Origin of the sequence: Tritonibacter horizontis (genome assembly GCF_001518015.1) — a bacterium.
Lineage (GTDB): Bacteria > Pseudomonadota > Alphaproteobacteria > Rhodobacterales > Rhodobacteraceae > Epibacterium > Epibacterium horizontis.
In genome coordinates, this window is sequence record NZ_LPUY01000135.1 from 1 (window position 1) to 15,415 (window position 15,415).

Below are 15,415 nucleotides of genomic sequence, written 5' to 3' on the forward strand. Positions count from 1 at the left end.
GGGCGGGCGGCTGGTCTTGTACCACCGTGCGGGCGCGGGCCGGCATGGCACCACCCAGAGCGCTGCGGCGCGCGCGCAGATACGTCATCTCGGCGCTGTCCTCGGCGGGTTTGAGAAAGCGCAGTGCCTCGACGTCCTGATCCGACAGCGGCAGGTCAAACCGGTCGCGGTATTCTGCCAGCGCGGCGAGGTCGAGTTTCTTCGCCTGGTGCGCCGTCATCCGGCTTTCGCCCGCCTGACCCATGCCATAGCCCTTTTTGGTCTTGGCAAGGATCACTGTCGGGCGCCCCTTATGCGCCTTAGCAGCGGCAAAGGCGGCATAAAGCTTGCGGAAGTCATGGCCGCCGCGTTTCAGCCGGTTGATTTCCTCATCCGTCATATGGGCGACCAGCGCGCGGGTGGCAGGATCGGCGTCAAAGAACTTGGCCCGGTTGTAATCACCATCCTTGGAGCCAAGGTCCTGATACTGACCGTCCACCGTTTCCGAGAACCGCTTGAGCAGGGCGTGGTCGGTATCGCGGGCAAAAAGCCCGTCCCATTCCGACCCCCATAGAACCTTGATGACGTTCCAGCCGGCGCCGATGAACAGGCTCTCCAGCTCCTGGATGATCTGACCGTTGCCGCGCACCGGCCCATCCAGCCGCTGCAGGTTGCAGTTCACGATAAAGGTGAGGTTATCAAGTCCCTCGCGCGCCGCCAGTGTCAGACCCGCCAGCGCCTCGGGTTCGTCCATCTCACCGTCGCCAAAGACCCCCCAGACGTGGCGGTCGGCGGTATCGGCCAGGCCGCGATGCTCAAGGTACCGCATGTAGCGCGCCTGATAGACGGCGTTGATCGGCCCGATCCCCATCGAGCCGGTCGGCAGTTGCCAAAACTCCGGCATCAGCCAGGGGTGCGGATAGGAGGACAGCCCGTTGCCGCTGACCTCGCGGCGATAATGCGCCAATTGGTCCTCGCTCAAACGCCCCTCGAGAAAGGCGCGGGCATAGACGCCAGGGGCGGAATGGGGCTGGTAGTAGACCAAATCGCCGCCGAAATCCTCGGTGCGGGCGCGGAAGAAATGGTTGAACCCCATCTCAAAAATTTCTGCCGCTGACGCATAAGAGGCGATATGGCCACCGAGGCCACCATAGGCGTTGTTCGCCCGCACCACCATCGCCAGCGCATTCCAGCGCATGATCGACGTCAGTCTTTCTTCTATCTCCAGGTCGCCAGGATAGGCGCCTTGCTGGGAGACGGGAATGGTGTTGCGATAGGCGGAATAGGGCTGGCCACTGGTAAAGACGCCTTCGCGGCGGGCGGCGTCCTCCATCTTGCGCAACAGATAGGTCGCGCGGCCGCCACCGTCCGTGTCGATCACAGAGCCGAGCGAGTCGAGCCATTCCCGGGTTTCCTGTGGATCCTCGTCAAGGTCTGCGGCAGTGTTGAATTGGGTCATAGGTTATCTCCTCCGGCGGTCGGTCCTTTGCCGGAAATCCTAGGAGGAACGGCCAAACATGTGCTGCCGAAGTCACCGCAGGCCGGTGGCGTGTGCCGCAGAATGTGCTGGGGAATGTCGAATGTCCGGCAGCTTCTGCCAAAGCCGGGACAAGCCGCGAATTTGTGTCTTTGTGAGCGTGGTGGGCCTGCCTAGATCATTGGGCAGATGACGCAACGAAACTTGGAGAGACAACCGATGACCGAGATCACAGCCGCCATGCTGGTCGGCAGCCTGCGCACCGGGTCAATCAACCAAAGACTGGCCCGCGCCATTGCCCGTTACGCGCCTGACACTCTGCGATTTCGTTGGATCGAAATGCAGGACATGCCGTTTTACAATGGCGATCTGGAGGTGGACCGCCCAGCGGCAGTGCGCGCTTTTGTTGCCGCGATGCAGGAGGTGGAGGCCGCATGTATCGTGACCCCGGAATACAACAGATCCATTCCGGCGCTGCTGAAGAATGCCATCGACTGGGGGTCAAAGCCCGCCGCCGAGAATGTGTGGCGGGACCGGGTGATTGCAATGACCGGGGCGTCGCCCGGCGGTATTGGCACCGCCGTCGGCCAGCAGCATTTGCGGCAGATCCTTGCCATTCAAAGTGCCACAGTGCTGCCGGGCGAGACCTATATCAGCTTCAAGACGCCAGACATGATCGCCGAGGACGGCGAGATTGCAGATCCGGAGGTGCGGGCGTTTATTGCCGGGTTTGCGGCGCGATTTGCGGCATTGGCGCTGCGGATGCGCTAATGGTCGCTAGCCGGTCGGCAGGGCGGTTTTATATTTCACCTGTTTCAGCGCAAAGCTGGATTTGATGTTGGCGACCCCCGGCACGGTCGTCAGTTCACGCAGGATGAACCGTTCCAGTGCGGCCAGGTCCGGCACCACAAGCCGGACAAGATAATCGCTATCCCCGGTCATCAGATAACATTCCATGACCTCGGGGATGGCGTTCATCTTGCTTTCGAAATTGCGCAATGCCTTTTCGACCTGACGTTCCAGTGTGACCTGGACAAACACGGTCATTGCCAGGCCAAGCGCTTCGGGGTCGGCCAGGGCGACATAGCCGCGCAGCACTCCGTCGCGCTCCAACTGGCGCACGCGGGTGAGGCAGGGAGAGGGCGACAGGCCAATCCGGGCCGACAATTCCACATTGGTCAGTTTGCCGTTTGCCTGCAGCTCTTTCAGAATGCGCAGGTCGGTGCGATCAAGTGACTTTCGCGGCATAATCTGCTGTCTCCTTCCCAAGTATTGGCCAGGCATACCGTAAAGGGGGTTCTGACGCCTACATGCGCGTTCGCCTATGGTGATGCCTGAAAAGTATCATCTGGGCGGATTTGAGGTCGCGTCAAACATCCCCCGTCTTCCTAGGTTTGATGAACTTCGCAACAGGACGCGAGAACAGAGGGAGGTCACGATGACGGACACAAAGGATTGCGCCGCGCTTCAGGCGCGAGAACATGCGCGGTGTGCGGCGCTGATGGCAGGGGATGCCGAGGCGCTTGATCCGATGTTGGCGGACGACCTCGTTCACATTCACCTGAACGGCATGGCGGATGGCAAAGCCAGCTATCTGGCCGGTGTGCGCGATGCCTATCGCTTTCGCGGGCTCAGCCGTGGCGACCTGACAATCCGCAGCTATGGGGATTTCGCAGTGATGACGGGTCCCCTGTCGCAACAGCTTGAGGTGCTGTCGACCGGGCAAGTCATGGATGTGCGCGCAATGACCACCCAGACGTGGCTCCGGCAGAGCGGTGAGTGGGTCCTCAATACCTGCCACAGCACGCCGCTGCAAAGCTGAACAAAGAATACAAGGACATACCCGAATGCCTCTGGCCCTCTTCTCTACCGCAACAACATCGCCACGCCTTGGCAAGGTGATTGGTGACCGGATCATCGACCTGGCCGAGGCGGCGCCAGGCTTGCCCGCAACTGTGATCGAATTCCTTGTCGCCGGAGAGTCTGCCCGTCAGGCTTATGATGCGGTCAACCCGGATAGCCCCGGCGCCCGCCCTCTATCGGATGTGCATCTGCACGCACCGGTCCCGGCGCCTGAGAAATATCTTGCGATCGGGATGAACTATTCCGATCACGGCGCGGAGGCTGAAAAGCTCGGTCTGACGGTGCCGGAATATCAGCTCTGGTTCAACAAGCAGGTCAGCTGCATTACCGGCCCGTTTGATGCGGTGGTGCTGCCGAAGGTCAGCGAGAAGCTGGACTATGAGGCCGAACTGGCTGTTGTGATTGGCAAGACATGCCGAAATGTACCGCGCGAAAAGGCGCGCGATGTGATCGGTGGCTATATGGTCGCCAATGACGTGTCTGCGCGGGACTGGCAGCTGCGCACTGGCACGATGACCCTGGGCAAGTCCTTTGATACCCACGGTCCGATCGGCCCCTGGCTGACGCTCGATCATGAGGTGGTTGACCCGCAGGCGCTGACTGTGCGGATGCTGGTCAATGGTGTTGAAAAGCAAAAGGCGAACACCGCGTCGATGATTTTCGATATCTACGACCAGATCGCCTATCTGTCGCAAGTCATGACACTGAAACCCGGCGACATTCTGGCCACCGGCACCCCTAGCGGCGTTGGCGTTGCCAAGGATCCGCCCGCGTTCCTGCAGGTGGGAGACGTGATGCGGACCGAGGTGGAGGGCCTTGGGTATATCGAAAACCGTGTCGTCGCGGACACGTGAACCAAGAGAAAAGATAACCGGCCCGGCATCGACCGGGCCAGTTTGCCGACCTGGGAGGATAAGGCAGATGACGACAACAGACATTCAACCCTTCGAGGTTTCCCTCGGTGGTGATCCTCTGACCGGGCTTTGGGCTCGGGCGGAGCGGGCACCGGAAGACAACAAGCCGGTGATCCTTGCCATTCATGGCGGCACTTACACCGCGCAATATTTTCATGTGCCCGGATGTTCGCTGATGGAACGGGCGCTGGCGCAGGGCTTTGATGTGATTGCGATTGACCGGCCCGGCTATGGCGGCAGCAAAGCGCTGCCCGATGCGGCGGATCTGATCCAGAAAAACGCAGACGCGCTGCTCCCACGAATTCCGGCGTTGCTTGAGGCCTTTGGCCGGGCGGGTGCCCCGGTCTTCATGATCGGGCATTCCATCGGCGGCGCGATCACCATCTCCATCGCGGCGGCTCAGCCGGATTGGGCGTTGACGGGGATCTCTGTGTCTGGCGTTGGCCTGCAGACCCCGCCCGAAAGCGCAATGGCATATGCGCAATTTCCCGACACCTACTTTGTCGATTTGCCCACCCCGATGAAGGACCAGCTGATGTTCGGTCCGGCCGAGACCCTTGCCACCGACATGCCGGAGGCGAGCCATATGGCCAATACCCATTGCCCGCTGAACGAACTGAAGGATATCACCGGCGGCTGGCAAGACCGGCTGCGCGGCCTCTGCGCGACTGTCACGGTTCCGGTCCAGACAAAACAGGGTGCCCATGAGGCGCTGTGGCTGATGGATGGAACGCTGGTCGAGGACTTTGGCGCCTGTTTCACCGCAGCGCCGCGTGTTGACGTGGGGGTGGTGGCCGATGCCGGCCATTGCATCGACTTTCACAAGGCGGGGGCCGCCTTTCAGGACGCGCAACTTGCATTTGCCCTGAGCACGCTGCCGGCAGCAGCTGACTGAGACCAACGAAATTGAACTCGGGCCTCCGCGACAGGCCTGAACCTCTGCCGATGTGTCGGGGGGGGCAGGCCTGTTGTGGATCGAAACAGACAGGACAGTTGAATGGAGGATCGCATGGCTGGCATTCAGTCCCTTACAAAAATCGGCTCCCTCGCCGCCGTGGTGGCGCTAAGCACAACAACGGGCCTCTGCGCTGCAGAGCTTCTGGCGCTGCGGGATGTGGCGGTGGTCGATACGCGCAGTGGTGAAATCACCACCGGGCAGACCGTGATGATCCGGGGTGACCGGATCGAGGACATTGTCGCCCTGGGGGCGGAGCCTGCCGAAAGCCATACGGTCATTGAAGGGGCCGGCCGTTATGTCGTGCCGGGCTACATGGACATGCATGCCCATGTGCTTGATGAGGCCGCGCATGGTGACCACGACCACTCCGCCGGCAACCATACGACCCAGGCGACCAAGCTGGAGCTGTTGCTGGTGAATGGCGTCACCGGGTTTCGGCAAATGTCGGGTTCAGCGGACATGATCGCAGCCGCCCGCGCATTGAATGCCGCCACTGCTGCGGGCGAGGTGGTCGCGCCGGAGGTGCTGCAGGTTCCGGGGGATATCTATCTTGGCCAGGCCCCGGCGCCGGACGCGGCGCGTGCCTTTGTCCGCGCGCAGCAGGCTGCAGGGGCGGATTTCGTAAAGATCGTGGCCGGTCCGCGTGAGGGCGCGTTGGCAGTCATGGACGAGGCCCGCAAGCTTGGGTTTGGTGTCGCGGGCCATCTGCCGGTGCCGGTCTCCACCGCCGAGGCCGTGGCGGCGGGATTTACCTCGTTCGAACATCTCGGTGCGACCCCTGGCAACATGTTGGACTGCGCCAAGGCAGGTGCAATGATCCGTACCAAGATGGTCGAGAACATGCCCAAGGGCCCGATGGAGCTGCCGCCGACGTTTTTGCTCAATCCGATGCTCTATACGGCAGAGAAGATGGCACCGGCGCTCAAGGGTGTGCTGGGGACGTTTGACCCGGAAATGTGCGATACGCTGGCGGAATTGTTCATTGAAAAAGATGTCTGGCAGGTGCCCACCCTGATCCGCATTCGCGGAATGAACTTTGGCGGGGCTGAGGCGTTTCGACAAGATCCAAACCTGAAGTATCTGCCAGCCGAGACGCGTGCGGTCTGGGAAGAACTGGGGATGCAATTCGACACAGGCCTCCCGGCAGAGACCAAATCCGTGGTGGAGGCGATCTATGGGCTGACCCAAAGGATCACCGGCCAATGGCACGCATCTGGTGTGAAGATGCTGGCAGGGTCTGACCTTGGCGGGATCTGGGTCTTGCCCGGCTTTGGGCTCCACCGCGAATTTATTGAATTGGAGCAGGCGGGGCTTTCGCCGCTATCGGTCCTGCAAGCCACAACCCTGAACGCCGGCGAATTTCTGGGGCGCGCCGATGAGCTGGGCGTTGTTGCACCCGGTTTTCGGGCCGATCTGGTTCTGCTCGATGCCAATCCGATGGAAGCCGCCGGAAATCTTGCGGCGATCTCAGGCGTGATGACACGGGGCAGTTTCATTGACGCGGATGGCATTACAGAAATCAAGCGGCGCATCGCGGAGAACGCGGCAGACTAGTTTCAGATGTGGTCCCAACACAGGCGGTCGCTCTTTCGGGGCGGCCGCTGACCGTTTTGTTCGGCAGGGAAGCCCGGAGGCTGGCGCGAACGCCGGAAAGGCCCGACCGCGGGCCTGGTATTGGCCCGCCGTGCGCAAGGCCGAGTCCCACTGATCTGGTCGTGCAGGCATGATGCCGAACAGGCATCAATTTTGCGAAACATGAACCCTGTTGCAATAGCCCACCGCCTCGCGGATCATACACTGCAAAGGGAAGGACAACATGCCGATCAAACTCACACATTTGCGCGATGTGGTGGCAGCGGCAGAGCTCGGTAGTCTGCGAGCCGCCTCACGTCACCTTGGTATCGCGCAACCGGCTATCAGCCGCAGCATCCGCGAAATCGAAAACGAACTGGGCGCGACGCTGTTCCAGCGCCACCAGCAGGGTATTCGGCTTACAGCCGTTGGCGAGGCGTTCTTGCGGCGTGCGCTGATGGTACAATCCGAATTGCGCCGCGCCCGCGAGGAAGTGGAGCAGATGAAAGGGGAACTCGGCGGCCATGTCACTGTCGGGATGTCTACGGTTTCCACCTTTACCATGATGCCCTCCGCGATCCGGGCCTTCCGGCAAAAATATCCGCGCGCCATCGTCAAGGTGACCGAAGGCTTTTTTCAGGACATTGAAAGCGCAATGATGAGCGGCCAGGTGGATTTCTACGTGGGACCGTTCAATCCGACCCGGCGCAACACTGGCCTGATCACCGAAGGGTTGTTTGAGCATAATCGGGCGGTGATCGGACGTCGGGGTCATCCCCTGTCCGGGGCAGAGAGGCTGGAAGACCTGTTTGAGGCGGAATGGGTGAAACAGACCATGTCAGAACGCGAGACGGAGGCGGATTTTGAGCTGCCCTTTACCCGTCGTGGCCTGCCGGAACCGCGTATCGTCATGTACACGACCTCTGCCACCGCGACGCTCCTGGCGGTGGCAAACAGCGATCTTCTGACCATTGTTCCCGCCAGCATGCTGGGCCGCCCAATTGCCGCCGAAGACTACGAGGTTTTCCATATGGAAGACAGTTTGAACGCGCCTCCGATCAGCCTGGTCCGGCGGGCGGATCTCCCGTTGACCCCACTTGCGGAATATCTCTCCGACATGGTGCGCCGTGTCGGTCTTCAAGTGGCCAATGCAGGTAAAGCGACCACAGTCAGGAGATAACAATCAGGTATCGTTTCCGTCAAAAAGGCATCTTATTTGCATGCTCCTGATATCGTGGAGTGACCTCGACGGGGGCGACCCCGAAACAGTCGGGGAAGCGCATGCAGGATCAGGCTAAAGCTCATCGGACCGGGGCCGCTGGAACGAGGTTACGGGGGCGGGTGATCCTGCTAACGGGTGCGGCGCAGGGGATCGGAGCCCAGTATGCCCGGGCTCTTGCCGCTGAAGGCGCCCATCTGGCGCTCTGCGATATTGAGGCACCGACCGCAATTTTGGCAGAGCTTCACGCGGCGGGATATCCGGCGATGGGTGGACCGTGTGATGTGACGGACCGGCAGGCAGTGACCCGGTTTGTCGCCGAGGCGACCGAGACGCTTGGCCCTTGCACCGGTTTGGTGAACAACGCTGCGATTTTCGCGGCCCTCACGCCGGGTCGGTTCGAAGACATCCCCTCTGACCAGTTCGATCGCGTATTGCAGGTCAATGTGCGGGGCACGTTTGAATGTATCCGCGCAGTGTTGCCGGGGATGCGGGCGGCGGGATACGGCAAGATCGTCAACATCGCCTCCGGCACTGCCTTCAAGGGCACGCCGGGGCTATTGCACTATACGGCGTCCAAGGGGGCCGTCATCGCGCTGACCCGTGTTGCGGCGCGCGAGGCCGGACCGCTGGGGGTACGCATCAATTGTCTGACGCCAGGTTTCACCCTGAGCGAAGGGCTGATCGGCGCCGAAAGCACCGAGGAAATCAACCGCATGACTGTCGCTTCGCGCTGCCTGCAGCGCGACATGCTGCCAGAGGATCTCTCCGGCACGCTTGCGTATCTGTTGTCTGCCGACAGCGATTTCATGACCGGACAAAACATCGTCATCGACGGAGGTTCGGTGATGCATTGACGCAGACCGCGCCGGGGAGGGCGCGGTGAGAGAGACCCCTGCAAAACGGGGGAACATGGGAGGAAAAAACATGACACATTCGACATTCGCTGCTGGTTTGGCGGCGCTGACCTGCATGGGGTCCGCAATGGGTTCGGCGGCATCGGCGCAGGTTCTGACGCTTTCGACAACCAATCCTGGCGGCCTGACCCATTCTATCGGCACAGCCATCGCCCGCACGGTGACAGAGCAGAGCGATGTGCGCTTGGTGGTGGTTCCAGCAGGCGGGTCCCCGATGCCCGCCGTCGCCGGAGGCGAGGCCGATTGCGGGGTCAACGTGGCATTTGACCTTGCCTATTATGTCACCGGTACCGGGTTCTATGCGGAACAGGGTGCCCATCCGTCGTTGCGGATGACGGCAGCCGTTCTGGATTCTCAGGTCGCGCTTTATGTGAAAACCGACGCCGCCGAGACGTCTGTATCGGATCTCAAAGGGCTGCGGGTTCCCGGCGGGCTCAATGCGCAGGCGGCCATCGGGCAGGTCTACGACACGTATCTGGCGCTTGGCGGTCTTGACCGGGCCGATGTCGACAGCATCCCGACCCAAAGCATCGTCCAGGCGGCGGATGACTTCAGCGCGGGGCGCAACGATACCTTTCTGTTCTCGGTTGGTGCAGCCAAAGTGCTGGAGGTCGACAGTTCCGTCGGGGGGCTACGTGCGCTGACGGTGGCAAATACCGACGAAACCCGTGCCATCCTGAACGATGGGCTGCCGGGCGCAAAGTTTCTGGAGTTGGACCCCGGCGTAAGCAGCCAGATCGCGGCGCCGACCAACGTCATTGCTTATGACATGGTTCTGCTTTGCGCCGAAAGCGTACCGGATGACGCCGTGGCGGCGATGACCCGTGTCATCCATGACCACAAGGCAGATCTGGCCGCGGCCTTTGCACCAATGGCACGTTTTGACCCCGCTGCGATGGCACCGGAGGTGCCGGGTGTCACCTACCATCCGGGCGCGATTGCGGCGCTGGGGGCGGTCGGGCTCTGGCCTCAAACGAACTAAGGCCGAACGGACCCGGCCCGTTCTGTCGGGCGGGCACTCTGTAGCGATGGCCTCTTGTCGGGCCTCAGAACAACACGAAAGACCATTTGAACATGTCCAAGGAGTCAAGTCCGCCCCCAGCGGACGCGCGTGGCATCCCCACCAGAGCTTTCGCCAGCTGTCTTGCTGCGCTGATCCCACTTGCCACGCTCGTCTGGGCGCTTGATCTCCCACGGCAGGTCGGGCTGCTGCTTTATCCTGAAACCTTTGGTGGTTTGGTCCTGGCGCTGGGGTTGGCGTTGGTCTTTATTGCTGTGCCGGCGGGACAGGGGCGGCGGCGAGACCGGACGCCCTGGTATGACCTGATCCTCGCCTTGCTGGGGTTTGTGGCTTGTAGCTGCCTTGGCCTGTTCTTTCCCGACCTGTCGATCGCCGCGCTGCGTACGCCGTTTGGGCTCGGGGTGTCGGCGGTTCTGGTGGTGCTGTTTCTGGAGGGGGCCCGGCGCACCGCAGGGGTCCCCATCATGTTGGTCGCGGTCGGCTTTCTGGGGGTCGGTCTCATTGCGCATATGCTGCCATCGCCTCTGACGGGCCGGATGGTGCGACCGGAGAGCCTGCTTTGGTATCTGGCCTGGAACAACAGCGGCTTTCTCGGCACGCCAACCAAGGTGGTGGTGAGCGTCGTGATCGCATTTGTCCTGTTTGGGCAGGCCCTTTTTCTGACCGGAGGTGCGGGGTTCTTCACCGATCTTTCGATGGCGTTGATGGGGCGGTTTCGCGGCGGTCAGGCAAAGATCGCAATCATCGCTTCCGCCTTGTTCGGCACCATTTCGGGCAGCACTGTTGCCAATATCGTGTCCACAGGCGTTATCACGATCCCGATGATGAAACGGGCCGGTTATCGCCCTCACATCGCGGGGGCGGTGGAAACCGTGGCATCGACCGGCGGTCAGTTGATGCCACCGGTGATGGGGGTTGCGGCCTTCCTGATCGCGGAGTTTCTGCAAATCTCGTATGGCGCCGTCGCGCTGGCGGCCTTGGTGCCATCGGTCATTTATTTCGCGGCCCTGTTCATTCAGGTCGATCTGGAGGCGGCCCGTCGTGGGATCGCCCGTGTCCCCGCAGCCGAGATTCCCGGTCTGGGAGGGGTTCTCAGGGCCGGCTGGTACATTCCGGTGCCGTTTGGAATCCTGATCGCCTGCATCTTCTGGCTGAACGTACCGCTCGACCTCTCGGCGCTTTATGCAACGGGTGCGGTTTTGCTCAGCGGGGTCGTCTTTGGTTACAAGGGGCAGCGCCTGACGTTGGCGCGGGTGTCAGACGTTCTGACGTCGACCGGACGTGGCACCCTGGACATTCTGATGATCGCGCCTTTGGCCGGGCTGGTGATCGGGGTGCTGAATGTATCGGGGCTCAGCTTTACCCTGGCGATGAGCCTGGTCGAGATGGCAGGGGGCAATGTCGTGATCCTGCTCTTGTTGACCGGAGGTGTCAGCATTCTGCTTGGCATGGGCATGCCGACCGTAGGCGTATATATTCTGCTCGCCACGTTGGTGGCGCCCGCGCTTGTCGAAGCCGGGATTGCGCCGCTCGCCGCGCATCTTTTCATCTTTTACTACGGTATGTTGTCCATGGTGACCCCGCCTGTGGCCATCGGCGCCTTTGCCGCGGCCTCGATCAGCGGGGCCAGTCCGATGCGGACCGGGTTTGCCGCTATGCGGTTCGGTTGGGTGGCCTTTGTGATCCCATTCCTCTTTGTTTTCTCCCCGTCGCTCTTGTTGCAGGGAACCGCCGCTGAGGCCGCAGTGGACGCAGGAACGGCCTTGGCCGCGGTCTGGTTCATCGCGGCTGGATTCACCGGCTATGGCCTCCGTCGGTTGGAGGGGCTGGCGCGCGTGGCTTGCGCGTTGGCAGGGGTGGGACTGTTCCTGCCTGCCGGCCTTACCAACTGGAGCATCTGGGCCAATTGGGCAGGGGGTCTTCTGGGCGCAGGTTTGCTCGGGGCGGATTACTTGAAACGGGCAGGCCAATTGCCAAAGAAAGGGGCGCTCTGATGATCGTCGATATCTACACACACTTGTTTCCAAAGACCTATTTCGAGACCCTCCAGCGCGAGACATCGGGGCTTGGCAGCCTTGCTGCACGGATGAAAACGACCCCATCGGTGTTGGATCTCGAGGCGCGCTTTCGCCAGATGGATGCACATGGTGATTATCGGCAGGTTATCAGCCTGCCCGCGCCGACACTTGAGGAGATCGCGGATGCGCCGCTGGCGCAGCGCCTTGCGCGGCTTGCAAACGATGGGCTTGCGGAACTGGTTCAGCGCCATCCATCCCGGTTTCCGGCCTTCGTCGCGACCGTGGCGCTGAATGATGTTTCTGCGGCAGTGGCAGAAGCGCATCGCGCAGTGCGCATGCTCAACGCCAAAGGGATCCAGATCCATACCAATATGTGCGGCCGTCCTTTGGACGATCCGGCCTTTGAACCGATCTTTGCGGCGGCGCATGAGTTGGGCGTGCCGATCTGGCTGCATCCGACCCGCAGCGCCGCCCATAGCGACTATGCCACCGAGGCGAAATCGCGATTTGAAATGTGGTGGTGCTTTGGCTGGCCCTACGAAACATCGGTTGCCATGGCGCGGCTGGTCTTTTCCGGGCTTTTCGATCGGTATCCCGGTCTCAGGGTCATCACCCATCACCTTGGCGGCATGATCCCCTATTTCGACGGACGTATCGGCACCGGGATGGAGGTGCTTGGGACGCGAACACCGGATGAGGACTACAGCCAGGTCCTGTCGTCGCTCAAGCGCCCGCATATGGATTATTTCCGCGCGTTCTATGGCGATACGGCATTGATGGGTGGGACCAGCGGCCTGCATGCGGGGCTCGACTTCTTCGGGGCGGATCAGGTCGTTTTCGCCACCGACACGCCATTCGCTCCCATTGCGGAAACCATCGCGGCGGTGGACCAGCTGAACCTCACCCCCGAGGACCGCCAGAAAATAATGAGCGGCAACGCCGCGCGTCTGCTTGGCATGACGTTTGAGTGAGGAGCGACACAGATGCCCAAGGATCTGACAGATTTTTCCACGCCGTTGTTTCAGCGGTTTCCAGGCGGGCGCATCGGCGATGCCAGCGCCTTGCATCTTTTTCACGCGCCGAATTCCATCTGTTCACAAAAGGTGCGGGCGGTGCTGGCGTTTCACCGGCTGCCCTATTGGTCGCACTCGCTGGATATATTCAAGGGTGAGACATACGCGCCCGAATATGTGCGCCTCCGTTTTGAGGCGTGTCGGTTGGCCGGACATCCATTGTCAGCGCGGCATCTGGGGTCGACCGCGGTTGAAAGCACCGGATGTGATGCCTGTGTGGTGCCGACGGTCATTGATGCGCTGTCAGGAGAGGTTCTGGTGGACAGCCTGCGCATCTGCCTGGCGATCGACGCACAGGCCGGAGGTCAGCTGATGCCGGCGGCGCATGCTGATGCCATCCGGGCGGAACTGGCCATCGTGGACGACCTGCCGAACTACCAGAACCTTGCGGTGCGGGTGGTGCCCGGGAACGCGCCACGCAACAGTTTTGCCGCCAGTAAAGTCGCCCGCTGCGACGCGTTGTTGGCCGAACATGGCGCGGACCCGGCCCTAAGGGCCGCCTATGAAGCCAAGCGCGCAAAGGAGCAATCTGCGGCGGATCACCTCTTTGACGCCACCGCGCTTGAGGCGGCGCGCGCAGCCGTGGATGCGGCGCTTGCGGCGCTTGACCTGCGGCTGGCGGCACGGCGCGGGCCATGGCTCTTTGGGGATCAGCCGAGCATGGCGGATCTGTTCTGGGGGGCTGAGCTGATCCGCGCCGAGGACGTCGGTCACGCCGGAATCTGGCAAAACGGGCGCCTCCCTCACGTCGCGGCTTGGGTCAGACAGCTTGTAGAGCTGCCGGCGCTGCGCAGCGCGATCCTGGAGTTCCCGGGCGCCCGGTTGGCGCCACCGCAGAGCTGAGGCTCGTCTCTTTCTCACCAAAAAGGGTATCTGATGACCAACCAAACCGTGACCGAACGGTCCCACTACATCAATGGCACCTGGGCACCGTCTGCGCGCCATTTCGACGTGTCCAACCCGCTGGACGACAGCCTGGTTGCCCGCGCTGCTGCCGGGACACGGGCCGAAGCGGATGCCGCTGTTGCCGCAGCGGATCAGGCTTTTCCGGGCTGGGCATCTCTGACCCCTGGCGCGCGTCAGGCTCTGTTTCTCAGGGCTGCGGACATCACCGAACGGCGCCATGATGACATCGTTCATTTGCTGGCAGTCGAAACGGGCACCGGCCGGGCCTTTGCTTCTTATCAGGTTCGTTTGTCGGCGAATTTGATGCGGCAGGCGGCCTCCTGGGGGTATCTGCCCTGCGGCGATATTTTGCGCAGCGACACGCCCGGACGGACGGCGATGGTGCAACGCAAACCGCTTGGTGTCGTTGCAGGTTTTACGCCGTGGAACGGGGCATTTTTCCTCGCTTGGCGCACAATCGTGCTGCCGATGGCCTTTGGCAACACCGTGGTCATCAAGCCGTCAGAACTTGCACCTGTGTCAGCGGGTCTCATCCAGGCGGAAATCCTGCATGAGGCCGGTTTTCCGGCCGGCAGTCTCAATGTGGTGACCCATGCTCCGGGAGAAGCCGCAGCTCTTTCGGATGCCTTTTTTGAAAGTCCCGCTGTGCGCAGTATCAATTTCACCGGGTCGGATCGCACCGCGCGCATTCTTGCGGCCCGTGCCGGTCAGGCGCTCAAGCGGATGGTGCTGGAACTCGGCGGGTACAACCCGATGCTGGTGCTTGACGACGCCGATGTTGATCATGCCGTGCGGGCGGTGAATTTCGGTGCCTTCTTCCACCAGGGACAGATTTGCATGAACACCCGCAAGGTCTATGTGGCGCAGTCTATTCACGACGACTTTGTCGCGAGACTGGCAGAACGCACAGGTGGCCTTCTGGCAGGGGATCCCCTGGCCGAAGGCGTTGTGGTCGGGCCGCTTATCAATGATGCCGCCGTTGCTCTGACCAAATCGCGTATCCGCGACGCGGTGGACCAGGGGGCGACCCTTGTGACCGGCGGCACCTGCGAGGGGCGCGTCCATGCGCCGACAATCCTGACCCATGTACCCGATACGGTGCGTGCGACGCAGGGCTGTGAAGAGACCTTTGGACCGCTGCTGATTGTCGAGGCCTTTGATGATGCCGAAGCCGCATTCCAGAAGGCGCAGGACACGCCCTATGGGCTGAGTGCAGCAATCATGACGGGAGATGCGGCCAAAGGGCTGGAGATGGCCAGCCGTATGGACACCGGAATGGTACATGTGAACGGAGCCACGATGGCCGGCGAGGCATCCTTGCCCAACGGCGGCGTCAAAGATTCCGGCTGGGGTCGGTCGGGCCACTATGCCGTTGAGGATTTTACCGAACTCCGCCTTGCCACGCTGACTCATGGCGCGGGCACTTTCCCGTTCTGACCGGTTCCGGCCACACCCTGGGATCGGGGTGCGCCACACAATAAAAAGAGGGGCTGATTTC

General features: G+C 61.7%; 13 protein-coding genes and 1 pseudogene. 12 read left to right on the forward strand and 2 right to left on the reverse strand.

Annotated features, from left to right (window positions below):
• Positions 1-1,438 (reverse strand): annotated as a pseudogene (locus tag TRIHO_RS21410) (pyruvate dehydrogenase (acetyl-transferring), homodimeric type); the annotation flags it as partial.
• A 237-nt stretch (positions 1,439-1,675) separates the two neighbouring features.
• Between TRIHO_RS21410 and TRIHO_RS21415 the strand changes: the two are divergent.
• Complete coding sequence (locus tag TRIHO_RS21415) at positions 1,676-2,227, forward strand: NADPH-dependent FMN reductase (protein ID WP_068248618.1); 552 nt, start codon at positions 1,676-1,678, stop codon at positions 2,225-2,227.
• A gap of 6 nt (positions 2,228-2,233) precedes the next feature.
• On the opposite strand, the gene TRIHO_RS21420 is transcribed toward TRIHO_RS21415, so the two are convergent.
• Positions 2,234-2,704 (reverse strand): Lrp/AsnC family transcriptional regulator, encoded by a 471-nt coding sequence (locus tag TRIHO_RS21420; RefSeq protein ID WP_068248620.1) that lies wholly within the window; start codon positions 2,702-2,704, stop codon positions 2,234-2,236.
• 190 nt (positions 2,705-2,894) lie between these two features.
• Between TRIHO_RS21420 and TRIHO_RS21425 the strand changes: the two genes are divergently transcribed.
• The 11 genes from TRIHO_RS21425 (at position 2,895) to TRIHO_RS21475 (ending at position 15,354) form a co-directional block, all read left to right on the forward strand.
• A complete protein-coding gene (locus TRIHO_RS21425) occupies positions 2,895-3,278 on the forward strand; it encodes a nuclear transport factor 2 family protein (RefSeq protein ID WP_068248622.1) in 384 nt (127 codons plus the stop codon).
• A 25-nt stretch (positions 3,279-3,303) separates the two neighbouring features.
• On the forward strand, positions 3,304-4,173 hold the full coding sequence (locus tag TRIHO_RS21430; RefSeq protein ID WP_068248624.1) for a fumarylacetoacetate hydrolase family protein: 870 nt from the start codon (positions 3,304-3,306) through the stop codon (positions 4,171-4,173).
• 67 nt (positions 4,174-4,240) lie between these two features.
• Positions 4,241-5,128 carry an alpha/beta hydrolase gene (locus TRIHO_RS21435; RefSeq protein WP_068248626.1) on the forward strand — a complete coding sequence of 296 codons (888 nt, stop codon included), beginning with the start codon at positions 4,241-4,243 and terminating at the stop codon, positions 5,126-5,128.
• Positions 5,129-5,242: 114 nt separating this feature from the next.
• Positions 5,243-6,745, forward strand: a complete 1,503-nt coding sequence (locus tag TRIHO_RS21440) for an amidohydrolase family protein (protein WP_165595941.1) — start codon at positions 5,243-5,245, stop codon at positions 6,743-6,745.
• A gap of 262 nt (positions 6,746-7,007) precedes the next feature.
• Positions 7,008-7,943, forward strand: a complete 936-nt coding sequence (locus TRIHO_RS21445; RefSeq protein WP_068248629.1) for a LysR substrate-binding domain-containing protein — start codon at positions 7,008-7,010, stop codon at positions 7,941-7,943.
• Positions 7,944-8,044: 101 nt separating this feature from the next.
• Positions 8,045-8,839, forward strand: coding sequence for an SDR family NAD(P)-dependent oxidoreductase (locus TRIHO_RS21450; RefSeq protein WP_068248632.1), 795 nt, complete (start codon positions 8,045-8,047; stop codon positions 8,837-8,839).
• A 70-nt stretch (positions 8,840-8,909) separates the two neighbouring features.
• Positions 8,910-9,881 (forward strand): TAXI family TRAP transporter solute-binding subunit, encoded by a 972-nt coding sequence (locus TRIHO_RS21455; RefSeq protein WP_068248634.1) that lies wholly within the window; start codon positions 8,910-8,912, stop codon positions 9,879-9,881.
• 92 nt (positions 9,882-9,973) lie between these two features.
• Entirely contained in the window at positions 9,974-11,914 is a 1,941-nt protein-coding gene (locus tag TRIHO_RS21460) for a TRAP transporter permease (protein ID WP_068248636.1), read from the forward strand.
• Positions 11,914-12,909, forward strand: coding sequence for an amidohydrolase family protein (locus tag TRIHO_RS21465; protein WP_068248638.1), 996 nt, complete (start codon positions 11,914-11,916; stop codon positions 12,907-12,909). The genes TRIHO_RS21460 and TRIHO_RS21465 overlap by 1 nt, the downstream gene beginning before the upstream one ends.
• A 12-nt stretch (positions 12,910-12,921) precedes the next feature.
• Positions 12,922-13,854 (forward strand): glutathione S-transferase family protein, encoded by a 933-nt coding sequence (locus TRIHO_RS21470; RefSeq protein WP_068248640.1) that lies wholly within the window; start codon positions 12,922-12,924, stop codon positions 13,852-13,854.
• 33 nt (positions 13,855-13,887) lie between these two features.
• Entirely contained in the window at positions 13,888-15,354 is a 1,467-nt protein-coding gene (locus TRIHO_RS21475) for an aldehyde dehydrogenase family protein (protein WP_068248642.1), read from the forward strand.
• Positions 15,355-15,415 lie beyond the last annotated feature (61 nt).

Excerpts from the sequence above, each read along its gene's own strand:
- TRIHO_RS21415 (WP_068248618.1), top strand. The coding sequence starts at position 1,676 with ATGACCGAGATCACAGCCGCCATGCTGGTCGGCAGCCTGCGCACCGGG.
- TRIHO_RS21420 (WP_068248620.1), bottom strand. The coding sequence starts at position 2,704 with ATGCCGCGAAAGTCACTTGATCGCACCGACCTGCGCATTCTGAAAGAG.
- TRIHO_RS21425 (WP_068248622.1), top strand. The coding sequence starts at position 2,895 with ATGACGGACACAAAGGATTGCGCCGCGCTTCAGGCGCGAGAACATGCG.
- TRIHO_RS21430 (WP_068248624.1), top strand. The coding sequence starts at position 3,304 with ATGCCTCTGGCCCTCTTCTCTACCGCAACAACATCGCCACGCCTTGGC.
- TRIHO_RS21435 (WP_068248626.1), top strand. The coding sequence starts at position 4,241 with ATGACGACAACAGACATTCAACCCTTCGAGGTTTCCCTCGGTGGTGAT.
- TRIHO_RS21440 (WP_165595941.1), top strand. The coding sequence starts at position 5,243 with ATGGCTGGCATTCAGTCCCTTACAAAAATCGGCTCCCTCGCCGCCGTG.
- TRIHO_RS21445 (WP_068248629.1), top strand. The coding sequence starts at position 7,008 with ATGCCGATCAAACTCACACATTTGCGCGATGTGGTGGCAGCGGCAGAG.
- TRIHO_RS21450 (WP_068248632.1), top strand. The coding sequence starts at position 8,045 with ATGCAGGATCAGGCTAAAGCTCATCGGACCGGGGCCGCTGGAACGAGG.
- TRIHO_RS21455 (WP_068248634.1), top strand. The coding sequence starts at position 8,910 with ATGACACATTCGACATTCGCTGCTGGTTTGGCGGCGCTGACCTGCATG.
- TRIHO_RS21460 (WP_068248636.1), top strand. The coding sequence starts at position 9,974 with ATGTCCAAGGAGTCAAGTCCGCCCCCAGCGGACGCGCGTGGCATCCCC.
- TRIHO_RS21465 (WP_068248638.1), top strand. The coding sequence starts at position 11,914 with ATGATCGTCGATATCTACACACACTTGTTTCCAAAGACCTATTTCGAG.
- TRIHO_RS21470 (WP_068248640.1), top strand. The coding sequence starts at position 12,922 with ATGCCCAAGGATCTGACAGATTTTTCCACGCCGTTGTTTCAGCGGTTT.
- TRIHO_RS21475 (WP_068248642.1), top strand. The coding sequence starts at position 13,888 with ATGACCAACCAAACCGTGACCGAACGGTCCCACTACATCAATGGCACC.